This is a genomic window from Microbulbifer sp. YPW16 (genome assembly GCF_021290385.1).
GTDB lineage: Bacteria > Pseudomonadota > Gammaproteobacteria > Pseudomonadales > Cellvibrionaceae > Microbulbifer > Microbulbifer zhoushanensis.
On record NZ_CP089928.1, the window covers coordinates 1,751,881 to 1,777,322 of the forward strand.

19 protein-coding genes are annotated in these 25,442 nt (G+C 61.5%); 5 read left to right on the forward strand and 14 right to left on the reverse strand.

The window, feature by feature from the left end; all coding sequences use genetic code 11:
• Positions 1 to 72: 72 nt before the first annotated feature.
• The 3 genes from LVE68_RS07505 to LVE68_RS07515 all read left to right on the forward strand — a co-directional run bounded on the left by LVE68_RS07505 (position 73) and on the right by LVE68_RS07515 (position 3,553).
• Positions 73 to 1,545: a Ppx/GppA phosphatase family protein gene (locus LVE68_RS07505; protein WP_233006405.1), complete on the forward strand. Its 1,473-nt coding sequence runs from the start codon at positions 73 to 75 to the stop codon at positions 1,543 to 1,545.
• Positions 1,546 to 1,552: 7 nt separating this feature from the next.
• Positions 1,553 to 3,022: a protein adenylyltransferase SelO gene (locus LVE68_RS07510; RefSeq protein WP_233006406.1), complete on the forward strand. Its 1,470-nt coding sequence runs from the start codon at positions 1,553 to 1,555 to the stop codon at positions 3,020 to 3,022.
• Between the two features lie 114 nt (positions 3,023 to 3,136).
• A complete protein-coding gene (locus tag LVE68_RS07515; protein WP_233006407.1) occupies positions 3,137 to 3,553 on the forward strand; it encodes a DUF2147 domain-containing protein in 417 nt (138 codons plus the stop codon).
• 266 nt (positions 3,554 to 3,819) lie between these two features.
• On the opposite strand, the gene LVE68_RS07520 is transcribed toward LVE68_RS07515, so the two are convergent.
• The 11 genes from LVE68_RS07520 to LVE68_RS07570 form a co-directional block, all read right to left on the reverse strand.
• Positions 3,820 to 5,304, reverse strand: coding sequence for a DHA2 family efflux MFS transporter permease subunit (locus LVE68_RS07520; RefSeq protein WP_233006408.1), 1,485 nt, complete (start codon positions 5,302 to 5,304; stop codon positions 3,820 to 3,822).
• Positions 5,301 to 6,410 carry an HlyD family secretion protein gene (locus LVE68_RS07525; RefSeq protein WP_233006409.1) on the reverse strand — a complete coding sequence of 370 codons (1,110 nt, stop codon included), beginning with the start codon at positions 6,408 to 6,410 and terminating at the stop codon, positions 5,301 to 5,303. The genes LVE68_RS07520 and LVE68_RS07525 overlap by 4 nt, the downstream gene beginning before the upstream one ends.
• Before the next feature lies 1 nt (position 6,411).
• On the reverse strand, positions 6,412 to 6,897 hold the full coding sequence (locus LVE68_RS07530) for a MarR family winged helix-turn-helix transcriptional regulator (RefSeq protein WP_233006410.1): 486 nt from the start codon (positions 6,895 to 6,897) through the stop codon (positions 6,412 to 6,414).
• Between the two features lie 151 nt (positions 6,898 to 7,048).
• The gene (locus tag LVE68_RS07535; protein WP_233006411.1) at positions 7,049 to 7,639 is read right to left on the reverse strand and encodes a nucleoside deaminase; all 591 of its coding nucleotides are present in this window, start codon (positions 7,637 to 7,639) and stop codon (positions 7,049 to 7,051) included.
• A 401-nt stretch (positions 7,640 to 8,040) separates the two neighbouring features.
• Entirely contained in the window at positions 8,041 to 9,078 is a 1,038-nt protein-coding gene (locus LVE68_RS07540; protein ID WP_255701168.1) for a sodium:calcium antiporter, read from the reverse strand.
• A gap of 93 nt (positions 9,079 to 9,171) precedes the next feature.
• Positions 9,172 to 9,801, reverse strand: coding sequence for a hypothetical protein (locus tag LVE68_RS07545; protein ID WP_233006413.1), 630 nt, complete (start codon positions 9,799 to 9,801; stop codon positions 9,172 to 9,174).
• 701 nt (positions 9,802 to 10,502) lie between these two features.
• The gene (locus LVE68_RS07550) at positions 10,503 to 10,892 is read right to left on the reverse strand and encodes a c-type cytochrome (protein ID WP_233006414.1); all 390 of its coding nucleotides are present in this window, start codon (positions 10,890 to 10,892) and stop codon (positions 10,503 to 10,505) included.
• Between the two features lie 34 nt (positions 10,893 to 10,926).
• Positions 10,927 to 11,082: a hypothetical protein gene (locus LVE68_RS07555; RefSeq protein ID WP_233006415.1), complete on the reverse strand. Its 156-nt coding sequence runs from the start codon at positions 11,080 to 11,082 to the stop codon at positions 10,927 to 10,929.
• Between the two features lie 256 nt (positions 11,083 to 11,338).
• Positions 11,339 to 11,854 (reverse strand): hypothetical protein, encoded by a 516-nt coding sequence (locus LVE68_RS07560; RefSeq protein ID WP_233006416.1) that lies wholly within the window; start codon positions 11,852 to 11,854, stop codon positions 11,339 to 11,341.
• Positions 11,855 to 12,845: 991 nt separating this feature from the next.
• Positions 12,846 to 15,092, reverse strand: coding sequence for a DNA topoisomerase IV subunit A (parC, locus tag LVE68_RS07565; protein WP_233006417.1), 2,247 nt, complete (start codon positions 15,090 to 15,092; stop codon positions 12,846 to 12,848).
• Between the two features lie 156 nt (positions 15,093 to 15,248).
• Positions 15,249 to 15,860 carry a hypothetical protein gene (locus LVE68_RS07570; protein ID WP_233006418.1) on the reverse strand — a complete coding sequence of 204 codons (612 nt, stop codon included), beginning with the start codon at positions 15,858 to 15,860 and terminating at the stop codon, positions 15,249 to 15,251.
• 168 nt (positions 15,861 to 16,028) lie between these two features.
• Between LVE68_RS07570 and LVE68_RS07575 the strand changes: the two genes are divergently transcribed.
• Both LVE68_RS07575 and LVE68_RS07580 read left to right on the forward strand, forming a co-directional pair.
• Positions 16,029 to 16,628, forward strand: a complete 600-nt coding sequence (locus tag LVE68_RS07575) for an ABC transporter ATP-binding protein (protein WP_233006419.1) — start codon at positions 16,029 to 16,031, stop codon at positions 16,626 to 16,628.
• Entirely contained in the window at positions 16,629 to 17,432 is an 804-nt protein-coding gene (locus LVE68_RS07580; protein WP_233006420.1) for an ABC transporter permease, read from the forward strand.
• Here LVE68_RS07580 and LVE68_RS07585 read toward each other — a convergent pair.
• The 3 genes from LVE68_RS07585 to LVE68_RS07595 all read right to left on the reverse strand — a co-directional run bounded on the left by LVE68_RS07585 (position 17,429) and on the right by LVE68_RS07595 (position 25,356).
• Positions 17,429 to 17,914, reverse strand: coding sequence for an MgtC/SapB family protein (locus tag LVE68_RS07585; protein WP_233006421.1), 486 nt, complete (start codon positions 17,912 to 17,914; stop codon positions 17,429 to 17,431). The genes LVE68_RS07580 and LVE68_RS07585 overlap by 4 nt on opposite strands.
• Positions 17,915 to 17,940: 26 nt before the next feature.
• Positions 17,941 to 19,887: an aconitate hydratase gene (locus tag LVE68_RS07590; protein WP_233006422.1), complete on the reverse strand. Its 1,947-nt coding sequence runs from the start codon at positions 19,885 to 19,887 to the stop codon at positions 17,941 to 17,943.
• A gap of 213 nt (positions 19,888 to 20,100) precedes the next feature.
• A complete protein-coding gene (locus LVE68_RS07595) occupies positions 20,101 to 25,356 on the reverse strand; it encodes a DUF748 domain-containing protein (RefSeq protein WP_233006423.1) in 5,256 nt (1,751 codons plus the stop codon).
• Positions 25,357 to 25,442 lie beyond the last annotated feature (86 nt).

Sequence of the window (25,442 nt, forward strand, 5' to 3'; positions counted from 1 at the left end):
TTTTATTGTATCGCCGGATAATAGTAGGGCAGTTTGCTACATTCAGATGACAATTTTTTGACAGGAACAATAATGCTGCATGACGCCGAACGCTACGCGGCACTGGATCTCGGCTCCAACAGCTTCCACCTGTTGCTGGCCGAATTCCGCGACCAGCGCATGGTGCGCCTGCATACCGACCGCGCCATGGTACGGCTCGCCGCGGGGCTGGACGACGAGCGCAACCTGGACCCGGAGGTGGCCGAACGCGCCCTGGCAGCCATGCAGAGATTCCGCCCGGTGCTGGAACAATTGCCTGTGGACCATGTGCGGGTAGTCGGCACCAACACCCTGCGCGCCGCCAGCAATGCCGATGGCTTTATGGAGCGGGCCGAGGCGATTCTAGGGGTTCCGATTGACATTATCAGCGGTATCGAGGAAGCGCGGCTAATCTACTCCGGCGTCATCGCCGCCGCGGATGGCCCGCCACGATTGCGCTGCGCAGTGGATATTGGCGGCGGCTCCACAGAACTGGTGCGCGGGCGCGAAGTACCCCATGAATTGCAGAGTCTCTACATGGGTTGCGTGGCCTACAACCGCCGCTTCTTTGCCGACGGCAAAATAGACGCCGCCAGGAAAAACAGCTTTACCCGCGCGCGCCGCGCCGCCAGCGCCGAACTCCAGGGCCTGCGCCACTTCGCCGAAAACGCCGAGGCCATCGGTGCCTCGGGCACCATCAAGGCGGTGGCGCGGGTGCTGAACAATGGCGAACTGCTCGACATCGAGCGCGACGCGCTGGAGGGGCTGGCAGAACGCGTGGCAGCCTGCAAGACCGTCGCCGACCTGGACCTGCCGGACTTCGACGAGGAGCGCCGCCCGGTATTCGCCGCCGGCCTGGCGATCCTGCTGGCGGTGTTCCGCGAGCTGGATATCGAGCGCATGCGGGTTTCGCCCTACGCGATCCGCGAGGGCATCGTCCACGACCTGGCCGGGCGCCTGCACGGCGGCGACCGCCGCGCGGATACCGTCGCGGATATGATGCAGCGGGGGCAGATAGACCCGGACCAGGCACGCCGCGTGGTGAATACCGCCGAGGACCTGCTGCTGATGCTGCGCCCGGAATGCCCCCACGACCAGCGGCGGCGCCTGCAGTGGGCGGCACAGTTACACGAGCTGGGCCTGGCACTGTCCCACAGCAATTCCCGCAAGCTGGGGGCCTATATGATCGAGAAGGCGGACCTGGCCGGGTTTGGGCGCAGTGAGCAGGAGCACCTGGCGCACCTGGTGCGCAACCAGCGCGGGCGCATCAAGCCGCCGCGCGAGCATTACGGCTTCCACCCCAATCCCGACCTGTTGTTGTGCCTGCGACTGGCCTGTATCGTGCACCGCGACCACGCCGACCACGACCTCGATGGCGTGGAACTCAGTGCGGGCGGGGAACACTACCGCCTGCGCCTGTCCCGGCAGTGGCTGGAAAGCAATCCGGCGATCGAGGACCTGCTGTACCAGGAAGCGGAGCACTGGCAGTCACGTTCGCCGGGGCTGCTACTGGAGCCCTACAATTAAAGGCACTATGAAAAAACTGGACCAGGTCACCCTCAGCCATCACTTTGCGGATCTCGGCGACGCCTTCGGCAGCCGGGTCGATCCCGCCCCATTCGAGCGCCCGCACCTTATCCACGCCAACCCGGCGGTGATGGCGCGGCTGGGCATCGACCCGGCCGAGGCCGGTAATCCCGCGTGGGCGGAGCTCGGCTGTGGCAAGCGCCTGTTCCACGGCAGCCGGCCATTCGCGATGAAATATACCGGCCACCAGTTCGGCGTTTACAACCCGGACCTGGGGGATGGCCGCGCCCTGCTGCTCGGCGAGGTGGAACACGATGGCCGGCTCTGGGAACTGCACCTGAAAGGCGCCGGCAAGACACCCTATTCGCGCTTCGGTGACGGCCGCGCGGTGTTGCGCTCCACCATTCGCGAATACCTGGCTGGAGAGGCCCTGCACGGGCTGGGCATCCCCACCACCCGCGCCCTGTGCATTGTCGGCAGCGACGAACCGGTGGCCCGCGAGCAGATCGAGACCGGCGCCATGCTCATCCGCGTAGCGGAGTCCCATGTCCGCTTCGGCCACTTCGAGTACCTGTTCTACACCAGGCAACTGGAGGCGCTCCACCGGCTGGTGGAATTCACCTGTGCGCGCTTCCTGCCCGAAGCAGTCGATTTGCCCGCCGCAGAGCAGGCCGAGGCCCTGCTGCGCTTCGCCACCCGCCGCAGCGCCGAGGTGGCCGCCGGCTGGCAGGCAGTGGGTTTCGCCCATGGGGTACTGAACACCGACAATATGTCGATTATCGGTGATACCTTCGACTTCGGCCCCTACGGTTTCCTCGACGATTACGAACCCGGTTTTATCTGCAACCACTCGGACCACACCGGCCGCTACGCCTTCGAGCAGCAGCCCGGTGTCGTGCTGTGGAACCTGAACGCCCTGGCCCACGCCTTTTCGGACTTTGTCAGCGCCGATACGCTGAAGGACTGCCTGGAGGAATTCCAGCCGCTGCTGATCGAGGAATACGCGGCGCGCATGCGCAGCAAACTGGGGCTGGAGAGCGCCGATGATGCCGACCAGCAACTGTGCGCACAACTGCTGCAACTGCTGGAGCAGGCCGGTGCCGATTACACCCTGTTCTTTCGCGCACTGGCCCACTACCGGGGTGAACGCCCGCCCGCAGCACTGCAGGAGCTGATCCCGGTGGCGCAGCACGAGGCCCTGGATCACTGGCTCAACCACTACGACCAGCGGCTGGCCCACGAACAGCGCGACAGCCGCAGCCGTAACCGCGCCATGCTGGCGGCCAACCCCAAGTACATCCTGCGCAATTACCTGGCACAGAAAGTGATCGATGCCGCCGGCAACAATGATTTCCGGCCCCTGGAGACCCTGTTCGGGCTGCTGCAGGCGCCGTTCGACGAACACCCGGACCACGAGACCTGGGCCGCCGCCCCGCCGGACTCGGGCAAACACATGCCCATCAGCTGTTCTTCCTGAACCCGGGCAAACAGGATGCTCCGCTGGCAGCTAAACTGAAAACAGATTCCTGCTCCTGTGGTGACCTGTTGTAAGATGGTGGTCACCTGAAGCAACAATCACGGGTATAGAAAGATGATGAGAAGTCTGCTGACCTTCGCCGCCGGCCTGCTCTTCGCGTTCAGCGCCACCGCCGCCGAAGTAACGGGCAAGTGGCGCACCATCGACGACGAGACCGGGCAGCCCAAGTCCATCGTGGAAATCTACGAGAGTAATGGCCGCTATTACGGTCGCGTGGTGGACCTGCTGATGAAGCCCGACGACACCCTGTGCGACAAGTGCCCGGGTGAGCGCCAGGGCAAGCCGATTGTCGGTATGAACGTGATCACCGGCATGGTCAAGAAAGGCGATATTTACGAGGGCGGGCAGATCCTCGACCCCACAAAGGGCAAGGTCTACGACTGCAAGATGTGGCGCGAGGGCAACACCCTCAAGGTGCGCGGCTACCTGGGCTTCTTCTACCGCACCCAGAGCTGGCAGCGGGTCGAATAACCCCTTCCACGCGGCCGCATTACCGGGCGAACACAAGGTTCGCCCCTACGCGGCCCAATCCTACCTGGTTGTCCCGGCGCGATAACAGTGGCAATGGTGGCGTAGGAGCGGCCGCTGGCTGCGACCGTCCGGCGGAGCGCCGGGCGGCAAACGCACAACCAGGCGAACACAAGCTTCGCCGACTCAGTGCTGGTGATTCGTAGGGGCGAACCTCAAGTTCGCCCCGGTTCAGGATCCCCCGCAGTTCGTCACAAACCCCAACCCTATCAGGCCGCCTGCGGCTCCCGTCCCGGGTTGGTCAGCAGCAATACCAGCGGCATGGCCGCCAGGTTGATCCACATCAGCATCTGGAAATCATTCACGTAGGCAATTTCCGCCGCCTGCCGGGAAATCTCGTTCACCAGTGCCTGCGGCACCGCCATCAGCTGCTCCGCAGACGGCGTGCCGGACAGCATGCCCCCCGGCACCTGCACCCGTTCCGCCAGCTGCTGCTGGTTGATCCACAGGTTGCGGGTCAGCACCGCCATCACGATCGACACGCCGACACTGCTGCCCAGGTTGCGCGACAGGCTGAACAGCGCCGTGGCCTCGCCGCGCAGATGGCCCGGCAGGGTGGCGTAGGCGAGCGTGGAGATGGGCACAAACACCATCCCCAGGCCGAACCCCTGCAGCACGCCGGTGGTCACCAGGGCGCGCTGGCCCACCTGCAGGTTGAACCCGGCCATCTGCCACAGGGACAGGCTCACCAGCACCATGCCCACCAGGATCAGCAGCCGCCCGTCGATATACTTCAGCAGTCGCCCCACCACCAGCATCGCCAGCATGACCCCCACCCCGCGGGGCATCAGGATCATGCCGGTGGCCACCACCGGGTAGCCTTTCCACTGTTGCAGGTAAGACGGCAGCAGCGCCATGGTGGCCAGCAGGATGATGCCCACCACAAAAATGAAGGCGAGCCCGGAGACATAGTTGCGGTCGCGGAACAGGCCCGGCGACAGGAAGGGGCTGCGGCTGGTCATGGAGTGCACCACAAACAGGTACAGCCCCAGCGCCGCGGCGATGGCGTACAGCTGGATTTCCAGGGACTCGAACCAGTGCACCTGCTCACCGCGATCCAGCAGCATCTGCAGCGCCCCCACGGCCAGCGCCAGCAGGCCGAAACCCAGGGCGTCGAAGCGCGGTTTTTCGGTTTTGCCCCCGGGCAAATATAGATAGACCCCCACCAGGGACAGGATGCCCAGGGGCAGGTTGATGTAGAAGACCCAGCGCCAGGAGTAGTACTCGGTGAGCCAGCCGCCCAGGGTGGGCCCCAGGATGGGTCCCAGCATTACCCCCACGCCCCACAGGCTCATGGCGGAGGCGTGCCGCTCGGGCGGGTAGGTATCCAGCAGCGTGGCCTGGGACAGCGGCACCAGGGCGGCGCCGAAAACGCCCTGCACCAGGCGCCACAGGATCATCTCATTGAGGCTGCCCGCCTGGCCGCACAGCATCGACGCCAGGGTAAACCCGGTTATCGACCACAGGAACAGCTTGCGCCGGCCATAGCGCTGGGACAGGTAGCCTACCGGCAACGTCATGATCGCCGCCGCCACGATATAGGAAGTGAGCACCCAGCTGATCTGGTCGCTGCCCGCGCCCAGGCTGCCCTGCATATGCGGCAGGGCCACATTGGCAATGGTGGTATCCAGTACCTGGATCACCGTTGCCAGCATGATGCTCACGGTGATCAGTCTGCGGCGGGTTTCCGTCATTCCGACAGGACAACGCGGCTGCCGTCACCCCCGGAAACGCGGGCGGAAACCAGCTTGTCGTCCTCGCTGGTGTCGATGGTGACCTCGGCGCTCATACCGGCGCGCAGGGTCGGGGAGTCCTTGGCCGGGTAGAGGCGCAGGCGCACTGGCACCCGCTGCACCACCTTGACCCAGTTGCCGCTGGCATTCTGCGGCGGGATCAGCGCGAACTCGCTGCCGCTGGCCGGGCTCAAGCTGTCCACCTGCGCCTGCCAGGTAAAGCCCGGGTAGGCATCCAGGGTGACTTCCGCCTGCTGCCCGGCACGCACGCGCGCCAGCTGGGTCTCTTTCAGGTTGGCCTCGACCCACATGCCCTCGCCCCCCAGCATACTGACCAGGCTCACCCCGGCGGGGGCCATCTCCCCAACCTGGGGCACATCGTTGGCGATCAGGCCATCGGCCGGGGCGGTAATTTCGGTGCGGGACAGCTGGTAGCGGGCCTTGTCCAGCTTGGCCTGGGCAACCTTGAGATCCGCCTGCTCCTCAAGCGGGATCATCGGGTTGCCGCCCAGCTCCGCACGCAGGCTGGAAAGCTTCTCGGTATTGATGGAGATCTGGGCGCGGGCGTGTTCCAGTTTCTGGCGCGACTCGTCCAGCTCCGCCTCGGACAGCGCCTTGCTACCCAGCTTCTCATTGCGCTCCAGCTGGCGCCGGAGGAAGTCGGCATCCTTGCGCGCCTGCTCCACCGCTGCCTCGGCCTCCGCGTACTCGGCACGGCGGGCCAGCAGCTGGTTGCGCACCTGGGCCAGGTGCGCCTCGGCCTCTTCCACCGCCAGGCGGAAGGGGGTGTCGTCCAGCTTCAGCAGCAACTCGCCGCGCTTCACCGGCTGGTTGGGACGCACCGCAACGATAGAGATAACACCGCTGACCTCGGGCGCCAGCGCGATCTTGTCGGCCTTGATATAGGCGTTCTCGGTCTCGACGGTGCTGCCGCCGCCGAACAGGCACCAGCCGGCCACCAGCAGCGCCACCAGGATGCCCGCGGCAAATCCCGCCTGGCGCACCCCGAAGCGGCGCGGCGCGCGCTCGGCCAGCCTGCCGGCCACTTGCTCCAGTTTCTTTACCACCTCACTTCTCCTCGCGCGTCAGGTTGTCCCGCAGACGGCTGAGCAGGCCCTGCAGCTGTATCACTTCCTCGGTGGAGAACCCGTCCAGGGCCTGGGCACGGGCCTGCTGGGCCAGTCCCCGCAGCACCTGCAGTGCCGGCTCCGCCGCCCGGGTCAGGAAAATGCGGAAACAGCGGCGGTCGTCAGGGTCCTGGCGGCGCTCCACCAGCCCCTCCCCCTGCAGGTTGTCCAGCTGCCGCCCCAGGCTGATGGGTGCAATATCCATCAGCTCGGCCAGCTCCGCCTGTTTCAGACCCTGCTCCCGCGACAGGTACCACAGCACCTGCCAGCGGGAGCGGCTCAGGTCATGGGCGCGGGCGCGGCGGTCGAAATTGCGACGCAGCAGGCGTGCGGCGCTGTGGAGCTCGAAGCTCATCTGCGCGGCTATATCCTGGGTTGCGGAATCCACAGCGGGAATTTGCTGGACGGAATTGTTGTTTACGGTCATGCCCCCTCCGATAAGGGCGCCAATTATAAGCTTGCTTATAATCTTCGCAATGGGGGGAGGGAAATCCGCATGGACTGGCTGGATGGGTAGTCGATAAGCCTGAAAACTGCCTGAACGGCCAGTCATCGCCGGGGAGCTTCCAGGGCCACTATCACAGTGGCCTATTGCGTCCCTTCTGCAGTGCCCCCAGCCCTCGCCAATCTTCAAGGTCCAGGTCAGGTTTCTCGGAGCGAAATCTACGATAAAGCCCTGCTCCCTGGCTGTCCTCGAGAATATCGACCGGGATACCCTTTGCCCGCAGCAGCGCTTCATTGCCGGCCGCGTTGGTTACATCCCCTACTACCACGCGGCTGAAGCCCCGCATGTAGATCAGGGTCGCACAGACGTCACAGGGGCTCAGGCTGGTAAACAGGGTTGTCCGGCCGAAGTCGATCCGCCCCGCATCCCTGATAGCGGCAGTCTCGCCGTGGTTATAGGGGTGATTTTCCTGAACCAGGGTATTGTGCCCCTTCCCTACGATCTGCCTGGTCGAATTATCAATGATCACCGCCCCAATGGGGCAACCGCCCTCACCGTAGCTTTTATGGGCCAGGAACACAGCAATACGCATAAAATCCGCATCTGTCAGTCCACGGGCAAAGTCACTGCCCATTAGCACCGGCAGGCTTTTGGTCGGCATATGGGCGATCACCCTTAACGCCTCTTCGCTTGATTCCGCGTCAGCAGCGAGAAGTGGTTTCATCCTCTAACCCCAGGAATTTCCTTTATTTCGTCAAGGCGTAACACCCCGATACAAGACATTACAGCACAGTGAAGTCCCGATGCGGTCGAGCATCATGGCAACACACCTTTTCAGGCTCGAGCCGAGAACAGAACCTGCTGAGATAAAGGTCAATCGAGAGGTCATTGCTGATAACCAGCAACCCCATCCGCCAATGAGAAATCGTAACTTTGTCGTCGACAGGCAAGAGTTGCACAGGAAGCACCGACCATGCCTATGGCATCGCGCATCAATGGCAAGTCTGCTTTCTCAAACTATACTGCTTGGCCAACTCAATTCCCCTTACCCGGCCTCACCCGACTCGGAAACAGGGCTCACCATATCCGGAATGAGGGGAAAACACTGCCAGGCCGCACGCGCGCTCACCCACCCCAGAACAACAATGCCACCCCGCTGAAATAGCATGCCAGTACCGCAATCCCTTCAAAACCGATATTTCCTGATCCGTGGGCCTGGCGGCGCAGCAGCCCCATCATAATAATCGCACTGAGGACAATGTTCATGGCCAGCCAGAAGGTCTGCTGCTGGTTGATGGTGGTGTAGATAGAGCCCTGGCGGAAGGCAATATCGGAGCCGACCAGAAAAAGTACGTCGAAGGAGTTCCCACCAATAATATTGCCGACAGCCAATGTGACAGCGCCGCGCCTGGCTGCAGTGAGGGCAATAACCAGCTCCGGAAGGGAGGTGGCGACGGCGGTAAACAGACTGCCGACAATTGTCTGCGACAGCCCTGACTCCCGCGCGATGACAATGCCGGCGTGGCTGGTGACCCAGCCGGCCGCGGCCACCACCATGGCCAGCGCTGCGAAGGTCAACCAGAGCTGCCTGAGATCAACAGGTGCTGACTCACGCTCAGTTGGTTCGCGCTGGGTCAGGGCGGTCTGGCGTGGTTGCCACATGGGGTAGTCTCCGGCGGCAGACAACAGGCGAACGCCGCCAATATAGGCTGCTAATAGCAGTGGAGAAAACAGGTCGACATGACCGATGGTATAACCGGGACCGGCGCTGGCGAGTATCGCCAGGCCCAGCATAAGCATGACCAGCACGGTCTGAAACAGGTTTTGTTCGGAGGCCGCGGCGTGTTCCAGGTTGGCGCGCCGGTAGACTATGTCGGCGAATACAAGAAAGGTAGTCTGCGCGGCGATGCCACCGATGGCGTTACTGACAGCCAGCTCCCCCGCCCCCTGCCAGGCCGCATTTATCGAGGTGATGACTCCAGCGACGGAAGTGATCATCCCGAGAAACAGGGTGCCCATGATGGCCTGGCCCATTCCTGTACACTGGGCGAGGATTTCGGCGCGGTGCGTCAACTTCACGCCACACACGCCGATAACTGTAGCTGCTGTACAGAGCAATATAATACTGGTGGTCAGGGACCAGTTAGCGGGATCTAGGGTCACGAAATCACCTCGGCCGGCTCACTAGAAGCCGCAGGTAGGTAGTTTCAAAATGGCTGTTTGGCACCACAGTCGCTTGTTAGGCGGTACTGCGAACTAAATCTCCGGATTTGGAGTTGGGTCAGGTATCTCAATGTTATTAGAATAGGCGCAAGGCTCTAGCAAAACTCCATTAACCTTCAGCTGAGCAACCACTGCAGCATGTACTTTTGTGCCAAAAACCCCATGATAGTGGTGGGTGCTTATATCCCAATCACGCTCACTTGTCCCCAGCTTTTCTGGCTCACTCCCAGTACAAGAAAATACTTCAAAGAAAAATGCATTACCTCCATAACCATGAGTAAGGCGGATTACTACAGCTCCTAGAGCTCCCCCACTATATGGAAAAACGCTTGAATCAAATTCGATATGGACTGAAGAAGTACTCTGGGGCTGGACGGCTCCAGATGTATCGCCAGGCCTCCATTCCTTAGATTGACCAGAGTGGTAAACATTGCTCGGATTATCAAGACTAATCCCCGGGGGAAGTTCATTTGATATAAATTTAGTTTGCACCACCTCTCCAGCATCATCCTTTAAAACAAGTAAGAGAACATTACCGACTTGATCAAAATAATAACAACTAGCCCTACAGTTCTCCTTTGACTCACGTGTAAAAAGACTGTCTGCATACAAATAACTAGAAAATATAGTGACTACTGAAAATACAATTAACTTTATTGTCACGATATCTTTCCTTTGATCGGTTTAATTTTCCATGCTATATGTACTCACAGCGCCTGCGGAGATTACTGCAGATAATAGACACACACGTTTCGAACATTCTTCATACAACCACAAATGCAGACTGCAGCAACAAGACGAGCAAAACTAAATCTTCAAGTAGGTTAAAATTTTGACGCTGAAATCTCGTATTTGGCGCGAGTACTTTCGTACTTTTTATCACTTGGCGCCCTAACGACATAGGCAACGATCGTAGCGCTTGCGCTGCGTATCGTTCGGCGTCTTGTTATATTTTGCCGCAGCGAACATTATGAGCTCGCCCCTGGCACCTAGTAAATCCCCACTGCGAAAGCGAGGCCCGTCAAACTGTGTGGAGGTGAAGTTACTACTGGAAGGGATAGTAGATGCGGCAAGACGCGTTCCCGTGAGGTAAGGCTTACGTCCGCAACCAATCGCGCTTGCGAGTGGAAGCAACGCTTCACGGTAACATGAAAAATTTTTGACGGTCACCTTCCTTTTAGAAGCAATTCCACTGTCCATTTCTATGATCACCGCCGGCGGTGGCGGCGTGCACTGTATGTGTCAGCCGCTGGCAAGAAAGCCCGCGTAACCCGCTGCATAAACGAAAAAAGGTCGGCCCCGGGCCGACCTTTTTCCGTTTATGCAGAGCGCTCTCTCGTTCCGCCCGGTTCAGTAGAGCCGATTCAGCGCGCCGCCTTGATTTCCCCTTCACTCACCAGCAACACCTCATCACCCCAGGTATTGGTGATAAACGCGATGATCGCCGAGATTTCGCGGTCCGTCAGAAACTCCAGCGCCGGCATCAGATCCTCTTCACCGCCATTGCGGCGGGGTGCCGAGCGGCCGTGCAACAGCGTGTCAATGAGCAGTGGCTTGTTTGCCAGCAACGCGGGATCGCGCAGGGATGGGTACAGCGCTTCCTCACCATAGCCGTCTATCTTGTGACACTTCACACAATTGTCGGCAAATGTAAGGGCACCAAACCCAATGAGGTGACGGGTCTCCTGCTCTGAAGCACCTGCCCCCAGCGAGAACGTTGCCAATAATGTTGCGATGGATAGTGTGCGTTTCATACAGTGCATCCTGTTGCCAGTCAATTGAGCCAGATTATTTTCCCTGTGCGCGCAGCCAGCCTGAGCCCGCAATACCACCTGCAGCACAAACCAGAATGATAACCAGGGGCGTCAGTGTCACCAGTACCAGCACACCGACACCAAAGCCGCGCATCGGCAAAAGCAGCAGCAACAAAATGCCGGCGGACATCAGCGACAGCAGAAAACCACGGTTAATCCAGCTATTGCGCCATGGTAGTAGGAAGATTAGCCCACAGATTCCGCCCCACACCCCGCTGGTAGATATAGGAATTTTAATTTTTACTTTGTTACCGTCTTCATATTCAGTATTTTATTTCTACTAAGATCCAAAATCCAGTCCCTCCGAGGCGGACAGAATCTAACGACCTAATAACCAGCAGCCGAAGCGCAGCGTAGGTTTGTCCCTAGCAGCACCTTGCTATGCCTTAATAGCCTTCGAACCACGGCACGTCCTTAATAGGGGGAATTTCTTCATTTACCGGCTCTAATGCAACTATGTAATGCGGTATTGTTTGATTAAACACGTCGTCAGACTCAGCTTGCTCAGTTTTAAAGCACTGAATTACTGTAACTCTATAGCTGCCTGGCGCCACCTCAATAACCCGCTCGACTTCGTGTGCCTCCGGAAGAGAAACATCTTCGAACTGAGCTGCCATCGTTAAGCTATCGTATGTTGTGATAAGTAATTTTCCATTTGTTTTAAGGCCGGAGAAGAATGATCGAACCCCTACCTCATTAGATGAACCAAAAACCAATTTAACAATCCAATTTCCGTAGCTGCAGCCCCAAGAGATTAGAGAGCCACATTTATTTTGATCAATGAAGTGCTTTTTTAATCCTTCAATAGCCCAATCCTCAGATACGAAGCCGACATAGCTTTCTGGATCAAGAATTGCTAAACAACCATAATCGGCTGGAATGGTAAGTTTTTTCTCAGTCATCGATTCCACGTGAGGTATAACGCCGCGGTTTGGGGCTGGCATGGAGCGCCAGCGGAATGGCAGTCCCAGCCGAAGGCGACAACACCGCCTTGTTAACTGTTGCTGAACGCACGGAACAGCCTTTTCTTATTGGTTTCTGATATTTCACAGAAATATACCCCCATTGGTATGAAGCCCAAATATAAAGGGTATATTCGTAGCTTCAACAGCCCCGGCACATATGGCTTGAAGGCCATCTTCAATTTTAGGCCGCCACGCTTTAGCAACAGCACCTCACCCGTGTTTTTTAGTACTTTGATCTCGGACACTGGGGCATCCAAAAAGAAGTTAATTTGTTGCCCGAGTATTGGCGATATCTTGTAGTAAGTTTCTCCATTCTTCTCATAGAACTTCGAGTTAAGTGATCCTAGTGCGATTTCTTCCATATTTTTACAGTTAACGCCGCCAACACCGAGCGAGCGTTAGCGAGTCCGCGTGCTTGGCCTTGTTATGTGTTTTGTACAAAATGAGCTCGCAACCTTACGTGCGCCTCTTCAAACAATAGGGTAAAGCGAACAGACTCTCTACTACCCGAAACCAACTTGTAGTTGTTTGCCACTAGCTTGCCAAAATGCTCATCGAAATTACCAACCTCTCTGCTTTGATATTCCTTCTGAAACGCTTTGAAGAATTCTTCGTGTTCGCTAAACCTCTCTAAAGGCGAAAACTCGCAGATGTGCCATGGCTGATCAGATTCAAAAACCTTAAAGCTAGCAATTCGATTTCCTTTGTGCTCGAGATATATCATTTATAGATCGCTCTTAGCTCACAGACACATAACAGTTTATTAATAGGCGTGGCCATATCTGGGCATATGGTTACATCTGACCATCAATGCCTATATCTGGACATATATGCCCAGATATAACCATCCCCTGTATCCACATGCAAAAAAACAGGCGCCATTTGGCGCCTGTTTTGAGTTGCTGTTGTCATTCCCGGCGGAGCGGGCTCAGTCCTCGACCTCAACCCGGTCCACCTTCTGGAACCCACGCGGCAGCTTGTTGCCGCGCCGGCCCCGTTCGCCCAGGTAGTGGTCCAGTTCGGAGATCTTGATCCGGGTGTGACGCTTGCCGGCGTGAATGACCAGCTGGGCCTTGCCCTCGAGCACGGCCACGCCCACCACGATCTCATCGCGGCTGGCCGCACGGGCGGAGGGGATATTGACGATCTTGTTGCCCTTGCCTTTCGACAGCTCCGGCAGCTCGGAAACCGGGAATACCAGCATGCGGCCCTCGCTGGTGACGGCCGCCAGCAGTGCCTCGTCCGGGTTCTCGATGGCACAGGGCGGCAGCACCCGGGCATTCTTGGGCAGGGTCAGCATGGCCTTGCCCGCCTTGTTGCGGGACTGCAGGTCCCCGAGCTTGGCCACGAAACCGTAGCCGGCGTCGGAGGCCAGCAGCACGCGCCGGTCCTCTGCCCCCATCAGCAGGCCCTCGAAGGTGGCGCCGGAGGGCGGGTTGATGCGGCCACTCAGTGGTTCCCCCTGGCCCCGCGCAGACGGCAGGGTATGGGAGGCGATGGCGTAACTGCGGCCGGTGCTGTCCAGCAGCAGCGCCGGCTGGTTGCTCTTGCCGCGGGCGGCGAACTTGAAGCCGTCGCCGGCCTTGTAGTTGAGGGCCACCGGGTCGATCTCGTGGCCCTTGGCGGAGCGGATCCAGCCTTTCTCGGACAGCACCACGGTAATGGGGTCGGAGGTCAGCAGGTCCGCCTCGTTGAAGGCCTTGGCTTCCTCGCGCTCCACGATCGGTGAGCGACGGTCATCACCGAACTCGTCGGCGGCGGCCAGCAGTTCCTTCTTGATCAGGGTTTTCAGGCGACGGGCGCTGTCCAGGGTCTTGGTGAGCGTGTCACGCTCCTTTTCCAGCTCCGCCTGCTCGCCACGGATCTTCATTTCCTCGAGGCGCGCCAGCTGGCGCAGCTTGGTGTCGAGGATATATTCCGCCTGCACGTCGGTGAGTTCGAAGCGGTCCATCAGTTCCCGCTTCGGCTCATCGTGGGTGCGGATGATCTCGATCACCTCATCGATATTCAGGAAGGCCACCAACAGGCCCTGCAACAGGTGCAGGCGCTTCTCGACCTTGTCGAGGCGGAATTGCAGGCGGCGGCGGGTGGTGACGGTACGGAAGCTGAGCCACTCACCCAGGATCTTGTCGAGGCTCTTCACCTGTGGGCGCCCGTCGATACCGATCATGTTCATGTTGATGCGGTAGCTTTTTTCCAGGTCGGTGGTGGCGAACAGGTGGTTCATCACCTGCTCGGCATCCACACGATTGGACTTGGGCACGATCACCAGGCGGGTGGGGTTCTCGTGGTCCGACTCGTCCCGCAGGTCGGTGACCATGGGCAGTTTCTTGGCCTGCATCTGCTGGGCGATCTGCTCCAGCACCTTGGCGCCACTGGCCTGGTACGGCAATGCGGTGATGACGATATCGCCATCCTCCCGGTTCCAGATCGCACGCATCTTCACCGAGCCACGGCCGGTCTCGTAGACCTTGTGGATGTCGGCACGGGGCGTGATGATCTCGGCCTCGGTAGGCATATCCGGGCCCTGGATATACTCACAAAGCTCGGCCACGGTGGCCTTGGGGTTCTCCAGCAGCGCCACGGTGGCATTCACCACCTCGCGCAGGTTGTGCGGCGGGATATCGGTGGCCATGCCCACCGCGATGCCGGTGGTGCCGTTCAGCAGGATATTCGGCACCCGCGCCGGCAGCACCGATGGCTCGTCCATGGTGCCGTCGAAGTTGGGCTGCCAGTCCACGGTGCCCTGCCCCAGCTCCGACAGCAGCACCTCGGAGTATTTGCCCATACGCGATTCGGTGTAACGCATGGCGGCGAAGGACTTGGGGTCATCCGGCGAACCCCAGTTGCCCTGGCCGTCGATCAGCGGGTAGCGGTAGCTGAATGACTGCGCCATCAGCACCATGGCCTCGTACACGGCGCTGTCGCCGTGCGGGTGATACTTACCGATCACGTCGCCCACGGTGCGGGCGGACTTCTTGTACTTGGCCGTGTTCTTGAGGCCCAGCTCGCTCATCGCGTAGACGATACGGCGCTGCACCGGCTTCAGGCCGTCGCCGATATTGGGCAGGGCGCGGTCGAGAATCACGTACATGGAGTAGTCCAGGTACGCCTTCTCGGTATATTCCTTCAGCGGCAGGCGCTCGGTCGCCTCGTAGACGGAGGGTTCAGTCATACAGCGTGAATCTCGTTATTCTGTCTGGGAGAGGCGGATTATGGCGAGGAATCGGGAAGGGTTCAAAGGCCGGGAGTAACTGTGGGCCTGGGCAACCCGTTTTTGGCACTTGCGGGGACAGCGATCACTGCCCCCGGGAAAGCCCATGGCGACCGCTTACATACGGACTTCGGCGGAGAACTGCAGCGTGCTTTCCACACCCTTGTCACCGTTGTAGCTGTAGTAGGCCAGGGAGCCCAGTACCCGGTCGGTGAACAGGAACCTTGCGAATGGCTTGATGTAGCTATCGCTCTCGATGCTGATATCCTCGCTGTAGCAGTCGGTACAGCTGGTGATGGTGCGGTCGATATCAAAGTATCGGTAACCGACGTTGACGCCAGCCTCGAAACGGTCGCTGAAGGAGTGCACCAGGCCGCCGTCGATATACAGCGAGCCGGCATCGATGCTCGAATCTTGCGTCCTCTGGTCGCCGGTTACGATATTCTCCACGTCCTGGGAGAACTCGTCCTCGTCATCAATAAAGAAAATGCTACCGCCGACAGAGAAGTTGAACATGCCTTTGCGACCGGCATAGCTGGCGCCGATTCCGAACCCGCTGTCGGCGATGCCATTGAGCGCGGCGGCATCGGCGTCGAGGCTGATGGTCTCGCCATGAAAGCCCCAGCTGCCCTGGTATACCGCACCGACTTCGGCGACTGGCTGTGCTGCCAGTGGCATGGCCACACCACCGGCGACAAGGATTGCAGCCAGTTTGCTGAGTTTGGACATAGTGATTACCCCAAGGTTATATAGTTAAAATAAGCGCCAATATTGAAACAAAAAATCACTTATGACTCAAAAAAAGAAATTTTTTTCCGATAACCCGGCATTGCGCCCCGACGCGCCAAGCGCTGTGTGTAGCCCCCGGACTCCCGGGCATGACAGCGGGAAATTACCTTGAAGGAGCAGCGTCTTTCCCTCGACCAGCTCTCCACCGACCTCCTGCAGCCCGCCTCCCTGGAGGTGGCGCCCGGCGAGATCATCTGCCTGTCCGGGGCCAGCGGCAGCGGCAAGACACGGCTGCTGAGGGCGATCGCCGACCTGGAGCCCCACGGCGGCACGGCCCGGCTGGGGCACCGGGCCCAGGGGGAAATGCGTGGTCATGCCTGGCGCCGCCAGGTGATGCTGGTGCCGGCCGAGAGCGCCTGGTGGTTCGATACGGTGGGGGAACACCTGCAACAACCGCAGCCCGAGGCGCTGGCCGCACTGGGCTTCAGTGATGAGGCGGGGGAGTGGTCGGTGGACCGCCTGTCGTCCGGCGAAAAGCAGCGCCTGGCCCTGGTGCGGGCCATGTCGTTCAAACCGGCGGCCCTGCTACTGGACGAGCCCACTGCCAACCTGGACCCCGACACCACCCGCGCCACTGAAAACTGGCTGGTGGAGTGCATTCACAAACGCCGCTTGCCGGCACTCTGGGTCGCCCACGACCAGGAGCAGATCGAACGCGTCGCCGACCGGCATTTCCATATTGCCGATGGCCGGCTGGAGGAGCGCTGAATGGAAGTGATTGACCTCTCCTGGTGGCAACTGGCGCTGGCCGCAGGACTGGTGGTGGTGCTGGCCACCTGTATTTACCTGGCCCGACTGGGCCTGGCCGGCTCACTGCTGGTGGCCGCCACACGCACGGCGGTGCAGCTGGCGCTGGTGGGCCTGGTACTGGAGGCACTGTTCTCCGTCGGCAGCCTGCTGTGGGTGGCGCTGATGGGGCTGGGTATGCTGTTGCTGGCCGGTCGCGAGGTGATGGCGCGGCAGCAGCGACGACTGCGCGGCGGCTGGAGCTTTACCATCGGCACCGCCGCCATGTTTGTCTCGGCATTCAGCGTTACCGTGCTCACCCTGGTGGCGGTGATCGGGCCCACGCCCTGGTACGAGCCACAGTACGCAATCCCGCTGCTGGGCATGATGCTGGGCAACACCATGACCGGCGTGGCACTGGGACTGGACCGCCTGACCGAGGGGCTGTGGCGACAGCGCCAGCTGGTGGAGAACCGCCTGATGCTGGGGGAAACCTGGTCCAGCGCCTGCGGTAGCATCCGCCGCGAAGCCATGCGCTCGGGGCTGATGCCGATCATCAACTCGATGGCGGCGGCCGGTATTGTCTCGCTGCCGGGCATGATGACCGGCCAGATCCTGGCGGGCACGGCGCCGGCACTGGCGGTGAAATACCAGATCCTGATCATGTTCACCATTGCCGCCGGCACCGGCTTCGGCACCTTTGTCGCGGTGAGCGTGGCTTCGCGCCGCCTGTTCGATCACCGCGAGCGCCTGCGGCTGGACCGGCTTACCAGCAGTACCGCCTAATCGCCGGGATCCTCTGTTTTTTTCACCCCCGGCAGGTGCTCCTTGGCCGATGTCACCACCCGCAGGGTGGTAAAGGTGAGCGCGCTGATCACGATGGCTATCTCCATGCGGCCCAGGGCCACCGACAGGCCGATGGCGCCGGTGGCCCAGAGGCTCGCCGCCGTCGCCGTGCCCTGCACACGCCCCTCGCCCTCGGACACGCTTTTCAGGATGGCGCCGCCGCCGATAAAGCCCATGCCGGTGATGATCCCCTCGATCACCCGGCCTTCGGCGCCGGTGGAGTCCAGCACCGCGAACCCCACCAGCGTGTAACCACAGGCGGCCACCGCCACCAGCGGGAAAGTTCGCAGGCCTGCAGAGCGCTCGCGCTTTTCCCGGTCCCAGCCGATGGGCAAAGCCAGCACATAGGCACAGGCCATATCAACCACGTGGTGCAATACCAGCTGCCAGTCGATATCCAGGAACTGCTGCAGCGCTTCCATGCGAATAAACCCCGGGCGGGACCGGATCAGGCGTCGATATCCGGATGGTCCTTGCGTGTCTTGTTGATCAGCCCGCCCTGTTTCAGGGTATCGATTTCCTCAGCGGAGAGGTTGTGTACCACGGTGAAGGTGTCGCCGCTCTTGCCATCCCTGACTTCCACCGGCTCACCCTCCTTCAGCTGGTCGGCAGGGTTGTCGATTTCCAGCTCGGCGTCCTGCTCCAGCCGGTCGTAATCCTCCGGTTTGTCGAACAGCAGCGGCAGCACACCGAAATTGATCAGGTTGCGCCGGTGGATGCGCGCCATGCTCTTGGCAATCACGCAACGCACACCCAGGTAACGGGGGGTAATGGCGGCGTGCTCGCGGCTGGAACCCTGGCCGTAATTCTCACCGCCGATCACAAAACTGTCGCCATCCAGGTCCATGGCACGGTCGTAAAACTGCTCGTCAATGCGCGAGAAGGTGTAGCGGCTGATCTCGGGAATATTCGAGCGCAGCGGCAGGATCTCGGCGCCGGCCGGGAGGATCTCGTCGGTGGAGACATTGTCGCCGGCCTTCAGCAGGATCGGGCCCTTCAATGTTTCCGGCAGCGGGTCAAAATCCGGTAGCGGCTGGATATTGGGGCCCTTGACCAGCTCCACTTCCACCGGGATTTCCTGCGGCGGCTGCAGCAGCGGGCGCATATCCGGCAGCTCATCGGGCTCGCTGAATTGCGGGTAGTCCATATCCATATCGCGGGGATCGGTGATCTCACCGCGCAGTGCGCTGGCGGTGGCCGTTTCGGGGCTGCAGAGGTAAACCTGGTCTTCCTTGGTGCCGGAGCGACCGGGGAAATTGCGCGGTACCGTGCGCAGGCTGATCTGGCCGCTGGCCGGAGCCTGGCCCATGCCGATACAGCCACCGCAACCGGTCTGGTGCAGGCGCGCACCCGCCTCGAGCAGTCGCGCCAGGTCACCCGTACGGCTGATCTCCTCCAGCAACTGGCGGGAAGTGGGGTTGATGTCGAACGAGACGCTCTCGTCCACATGTTTGCCCTCCACCATCCGCGCCGGTATCACAAAATCCCGCAGGCCCGGGTTGGCGGAGGAACCGATATAACTCTGGTAGATTGGCTTGCCCGCCACTTCGCTCACCGGCACCACATTGTCCGGACTGGAGGGGCAGGCGATCAGCGGCTCCAGCGAAGACAGGTCGATGGTCTCTTCCTCGTCATAGGTAGCCCCCTCGTCGGCCTTCAGCTCGACAAAGTCGTCCTCGCGCTGCTGCTGGCGCAGGAAGGCGCGTACCGTTTCATCGGCAGGGAACACGCTGGAGGTGGCGCCCAGTTCCTGGCCCATATTGGCAATCACGTGGCGATCCATCGCCGTGAGGTTCTTCAGGCCAGGCCCGTAATATTCGATGACCTTGTTGACCCCGCCCTTGACCGAATGCCGGCGCAGCATTTCCAGGATAATGTCCTTGGCGCTGACCCAGGGTGGCAGTTCGCCCTCCAGCTTCACCCCCATGATTTTGGGCATGGTGACGGAGAACGGCATACCCGCCATGGCCAGGGCCACCTGCAACCCGCCGGCGCCAATCGCCAGCATGCCCATGGAACCAGCGGCACAGGTGTGGCTGTCGGACCCCAGCAGGGTCTTGCCGGGCACCCCGAAGCAGGACATATGCACCGGGTGGCTGACACCGTTGCCCGGGCGCGAGTACCAGGCGCCGAACTTGCGACAGGCGCTCTGCAGGAACAGGTGATCGTCGGCGTTCTTGAAGTCTGTCTGCAGCAGGTTGTGGTCGACATACTGCGCCGACACCTCGGTCTTGACCCGCGGCAGCCCCAGCGCTTCGAATTCGAGCATCACCATGGTGCCGGTGGCATCCTGGGTCAGGGTCTGGTCGATCTTAAGTTCGATCGGCCTGCCCGGTTCCAGGGTGCCGCTTTCCAGGTGTGACTCGATCAGTTTCTGGGCGAGGTTCTTCGGCATGTTGGCGTCTCCCTTTGATGAGCGCTTGCGCTGCAGATTTCTGCCACTTGGCAGGTATTGCCACAATCGGGAAAACCCGCAAAGTGGATCGCACGTCAATAAATTGCATTCACATGAACGGCTTTTCAACCATAGCTGGCAATTGGGTTTTCCAATCCCGGCAATTGCCGCGCACTATCTGTGGACGGCCGGGTATTCAACGCCCGCGCGCCCCTAACTGGAAAACTCCACCCGCGGCTCGTCGAAATCCCGGCCGTTGTAATCGGGCGCGCACTGGATAAATTCATCGGCGGAAATACCGGCCTCAATCAGGAACCGGGCCACCGCGCGACTGCGCCGGCGCGCCAGGCGTTCCAGTTCCTCCAGTTTTTCAATCGGCGGGTACCGGTACAGTGTTTCCCGTGTCCGGCGACTGTGCCACATGGGTGGCGTGGTCTGCGGGTCCAGTGCGTGCCAGTCGCGGGCATTCGCAATGCCGCAGATACCGGGACGCGCCTCCGGTCTTTCCTGCAGGGTTTCCACAACCTCGTCGAGCTGCCGCCTGGCGGCATCATTCAGCTCGGCGCTGCCTGGCGCAAATTCAATCGGGTCAAAGTCCACTGCCATCAGGCGTTGCCATGCCAGTTGCCCCAGGCTGTAAAAGCCCAGCGGGGTAAAATAGCTGAACAGGGCCTCGAGAATGGCGCGCTGCAACAGCTCGCTGAAAATAAAGCTGAAGGAAAAACTCGGGTCGTAGAGGTTGCCAGTCACCGGCATGGTGAAGCGGACATCGCCCTTCCCGTCCCGCAACAGGTAGAGAGCGACGTTCAGGGGAATCATTGATTCTTCCACCGACAGCTGATCGCTGTCACGCACCCGGCGCACCCGTATTTTATTCAGGCGCATGTCTGCCACCGCGTCCACCTTGTTTTCGTGGATGATGATATCGACAACAGCATCCAGCTGGCCCTGCAGGATTTTATAGCCCAGCAGGTTGGCCATATACGGCGTGGCGGGAATCAGGTTGGCGTTGGCGATGCTGGCAGTCAGGCTGGCATTCCATTTTTCTGTCGCCAGGTAATCGAGCGTACCCGCCAGCTGCAGCTCGCCATAGCCGCCGGGACGGCCTTTCAATACGATCGTGGCCGGGTCGTCCTCGGGATAATTGCCGGCATTTTCCAGCTTTACGTAGATCTGGCGGATAGGCAGCCGTGCGCGGAACTGCCCCTGCCGGTCGAGCCAGGTAAAGCGTCCTCCCTGCAGGGTGGCGTGATGCAGCCGGTAACGGAACGGCCGCCGTTCCGCGGTAGCGGGCTCGGGTTCGCCCTCCACTCCCAACAGCTTCCCGAATCGCTCTTCAATCGGGAAGTCGCCTCCCTTGTCGCGGAACAGGATCAGCTTGGGCCGCTCGATCTCAAGATCGCTGATCTCCAGCGCGTTGGCTGCAGTTGAATAGGTTACCTGCTCCGCCCGCAACTGCCGCACCTCACTGTCCCAGCCATGGCGCTTGAATTCGGGCGCCTCCTCGTGGCGCCCCAGGAATCCCAGCTCACTGGCCTCCAGCCACGGTATCCCGATTTCCCCTTCACGCAGTACTGCCTGCGCGGTATGGATCTCGGTGGCCCGCACCAGCTCCCGCCCATCGGTGCCGAGTACCAGCAACTCGTTGGCATCAAGCTTTGCCAGCTGCAGGTATTGGTCCCCGGCCCGGTAACTGCCGTCGACATCCAGCCGCCCGAGGGTAAAGCAGTGGTGGATCGGCGCCACGTACCCCCTCGGCAGGCAACCGGAGATGGTATCCAGCAACAGGCCATCGACCGCGAAGAGGCCTTCGCCAAGATACACACGGTCGGCGCCCAGGGAGTCAAACAGCAGCAACCCGGAAGGCAGCCCGGACGGGAAACCGTCCTGGGTGAACCGGCCCTCCCCCACTGTCAGGCCGTAAATGGTACTGGCACCGTTGGCCGGGTCGACGCCCCGCCGCTCCACGCGGATCTCACCCAGCTGGTAGCAGGGGGTCAGGCCGGTACCCGGGAACCAGTCTGCGGAGAGACACCCACTGGCTCCCGCCAGGCTGATAAAGGGCGACTCCCCCCCATAGCTCAGCTGGTCCAGTCGCAGCTGCCGGATTTCCAGCGGCCGCCCGGCGCGGCCACTGATTACCAGACCGTCCAGCTCGATGGCGCCATCGCTGCCGAATGGCCCCGCCAGCGACAATTGTTGCCGGCCCGGCAGGGACAGGCTGCGCAGGCGGATACAGGGTTCGGTGGCCGGGGGTTCCAGCGCCTCCGCCACTTGCTCCACCGCCCGCGCAACAGGACCCGTATCACAGCCGACAAAGCCGCCCAACCGGAAATCGGTGACGGACAGCTCTGTCCCGCCGCTCCAGCGCAGCCTTTGCCAGCCCAGTTGGTCCACGCCAAAACGGGCGAAATCACCGCCTTCCTGCCAGAGCCGGATTGGCTCCGGCTGTAGCGCTGCCAGTTCCACCATTGGCGCCGCGGCGCCCAGGCCGATGCGGCTGACACCGGTGAACTCGAGTCGCGGCGCCACGATGCAGTCGCCGACCCCGCGCGCCCGCACGGCCGGCGGCAAGAGCTCGCGCATGCCGCAGGCCTGCACTTCCCGCAGCTCCAGGTTGCGCAGCAACAGCGCCTCCTCATCCAGCCCCAGCTCTGCCACGCGCGCCGACTCGAACCGCCACAGCGGCCGGGCCACCGGCGATGTTTTCATCACCGTTTCCCCCAGTCGCAATTCGGCTGCGTCGTCACTGCCCTGCAGCCTCACATCGTCGACCGAACCACAGCGCGGCAATCCCGGCCGCAGGGAGACACTCTCCGGCAGGCAACCGTGGACTTCTGCCACTGCCACGTCCTGCGCACGTAACCGGTCGGGCATCTTGTCCGGCCGCGACCAGTCGAGCTTCAGCAAGCCGACACGGGCGTCTTCAATCCCCGCCAGGTACTCATCTTCGGCACCCAGCAGCCGCGCCTGTCCCAGCCGGGATTCACCCAGGTCCATGGCCAGCTGGCGCGCGTCGGCGCGAATGCTGAAGCTGTTCCCCAGGGCCAGGTCTTCCAGCCGGGCGCATTCCGCCGTGTTCCCGGTGTCGCGACTGCCCTTCCGCGGCCGGCAACCGCGGGCCGCCTCCAGGGACATGCCGGGCAGTTCCACCAGGCGCGGCCCGGCGGCAGGCAAAAGGACCTTCGCAGCCGGTATCTCCAGCGCCTCCAGGTAGAGGAGCTCGCGCCCGCCGCGGGTGGTGGCAAGTACCCGCTCCGCACTGGTATCGCCGGCCTGCAGTAACAGGCCGCCACCCCAGGCCAGGCGCAGTTCGCTCTCCTGCTCGAGTTTGTCCATCTCGAAACAGGTGGGCATCCCGGCGGAATTGCGATAAAGCAATACTTCCCAGGCCGGCGGCAGGCACCCCTGTAATTGCGCCAGCGTGAATTCCTCCACCTTCAGGTTGGGGTTATCAAGGCTTGTAGTGCCGGGGCCGTCCGGCTCTTCCGTCCCATCGGCTTCACGGCGCGAGCGCGCCAATTCTTCCGGCAGCAGGCCCTTTTCTGCCCCGATTGCGAATTCGCCATCACCAGCCGGGCTTCCCGGCGACGCACCTCCCCCGGCGCGCCCCGTGCCAGGACCAGTGGCCCTCTCCCCGCCCGCCAGGCGCAACATTGCCGGCCCCCCGTGCAGGCCGGTGAGCAGTAGGCCGGTGGGCTGGTGCAGGCCGTCGGCCAGCAGCAGTCGTTCCAGCACCAGCTCGCCCGCCACCAGGTATCCCGCTTCGCCGCCCTGCCAGGCAAAGCTGCCGCGTCCCTGCAGGTGCTGTGCGCGCCCGCAAAGGGGGCGCAGGTCTTTCGGCAATGCAGCATCGGGGACACAACCCGACAGGTGTGCCAGCGAGAAATCCTGCACCAGGTAGGGCGTCTCGCCACCCAGCAGGTTAAGCCGCTGCCAGCGCAATGCCTCCAGCTCGAGCAGTTGCTTCTGCTCCCCACGACGACCCGCTGCCGGCTTCTGCCACAGTTGCAGCTGCCCCAGGCGCAGGGGGCCACTGCTGGCACCCAGGGGCAGGTCCCGGGTGCTGTCGGGGAAGCGAAAACCGAGTCGCTCCGGGGTTTTCAGGCCCGCCAGCCGACCGCAATAATCCGGTATCCCCCACAGTCGCCCGGGCAGGCAGCCGCTGGCACTTTCCAGCTGGAAGGCGTCCAGGGACAGGCGGCGTGACTTGCCACGGTATTCCAGGGAGGAGGCGAAAACACTGTGGGCAGTGAGTGGGTCGTTGTTGGCACCAGCGACATCCAGCAGTTGTACCTGCCGCAGGTCCACCGGGCCACCGTGGATCACCAGGCGGTTCTGCCAGTCGATAGTGGTGGGGTCGGGCAGGTTCATACTGCCGGCGCGCACGCAGTAGTGCATCCCCGGCCGGCGCCACGCCGGCGGACACCAGTCGAACGCGGTGGCACCGCCCTGCTGCCAGGCGAGCGCGCTTGCGCTGCGGGAGTATTCCATCTGGTTGATGTCCAGGGTTTCCGCGCGCCAGTCGGGCCAGCGCCGGTCACTGCGGCGCAGGATCACGCCCTGGCCGTTGCCACGCAGCCAACCGACCTGCGCGCCGGACCCGAAACTGAAAGACAGGTCGCCCTCCAGCTGTAACCGGCGGGCGATGCCACAGTGCCCGATGATGCGCCCGAAGGCGGGGAAGGCATCGGCCCATTCCTGCGGCAGGCAACTGCCAAAACGATCCGCCACCAGTTCCACGGCAGTGATGCGGGTACCGGGCCGGGCAAACAACGCATCGGTCAGGTCAAGCCCTACCAGTACCGTATGGATCGACCGGGAACCCTGTTCACGCACCAGTAGGTCACGCGCCGACAGTTTCCCGGCAGCCACTTCGACCTGCAGGGGGGTGTCGCCCTCGCGGTGTAGTGACAGCCGCCAGTCCTGTGCCGACAGGCGACTGAATTGCAGGCAATTGGGTTTCTTCCAGGCTTCGCGGGCGCGATAACAGAGCTGGCTGTCACGGATATAGAGCTGGTCGATCAACAGCTGAAAATCCCGGTCGCGCTTTTGCCCGCCCTCGCCCAGGTCCCAGCCGGCGACTTCCCAGATGCGCCGCACCTGCTCTCCCGGTCGCGATTCCAGGTCGAACTCAACACCATCCAGCCAGGCGCGCTGGAAATGCATACGGCGCCGCAGCAGCTGCCACCAGCTGTAATCGAGCATCAGTTCGCGGGCACGCAAACCGCGCCCCTCGCGATTGCGCAATTCCACACCGTGGATTTCCACACGCAGGTCGGCAATCGACAGGTGCAGGTAACCGATGTCGGCGCGGTAACCCCGCTGCTCCAGCCAGGTTTCCAGGCGCTGTTCCAGCACCATGGCCAACACCAGCTGAAGCAGGCCCGTTACCACGACAATTCCCACCACCAGCCATAGCAGGCGCGCGACATGATCGGGACTTTGCTGGGCGGACTGCTTTGGCATTATTGATGACACTGGCGCGGGAGCAATGAATTTGGTGCAAGCGCTAACCGCACTTGTGCCCGGTAATTAAAGACCAGCGCCACGAT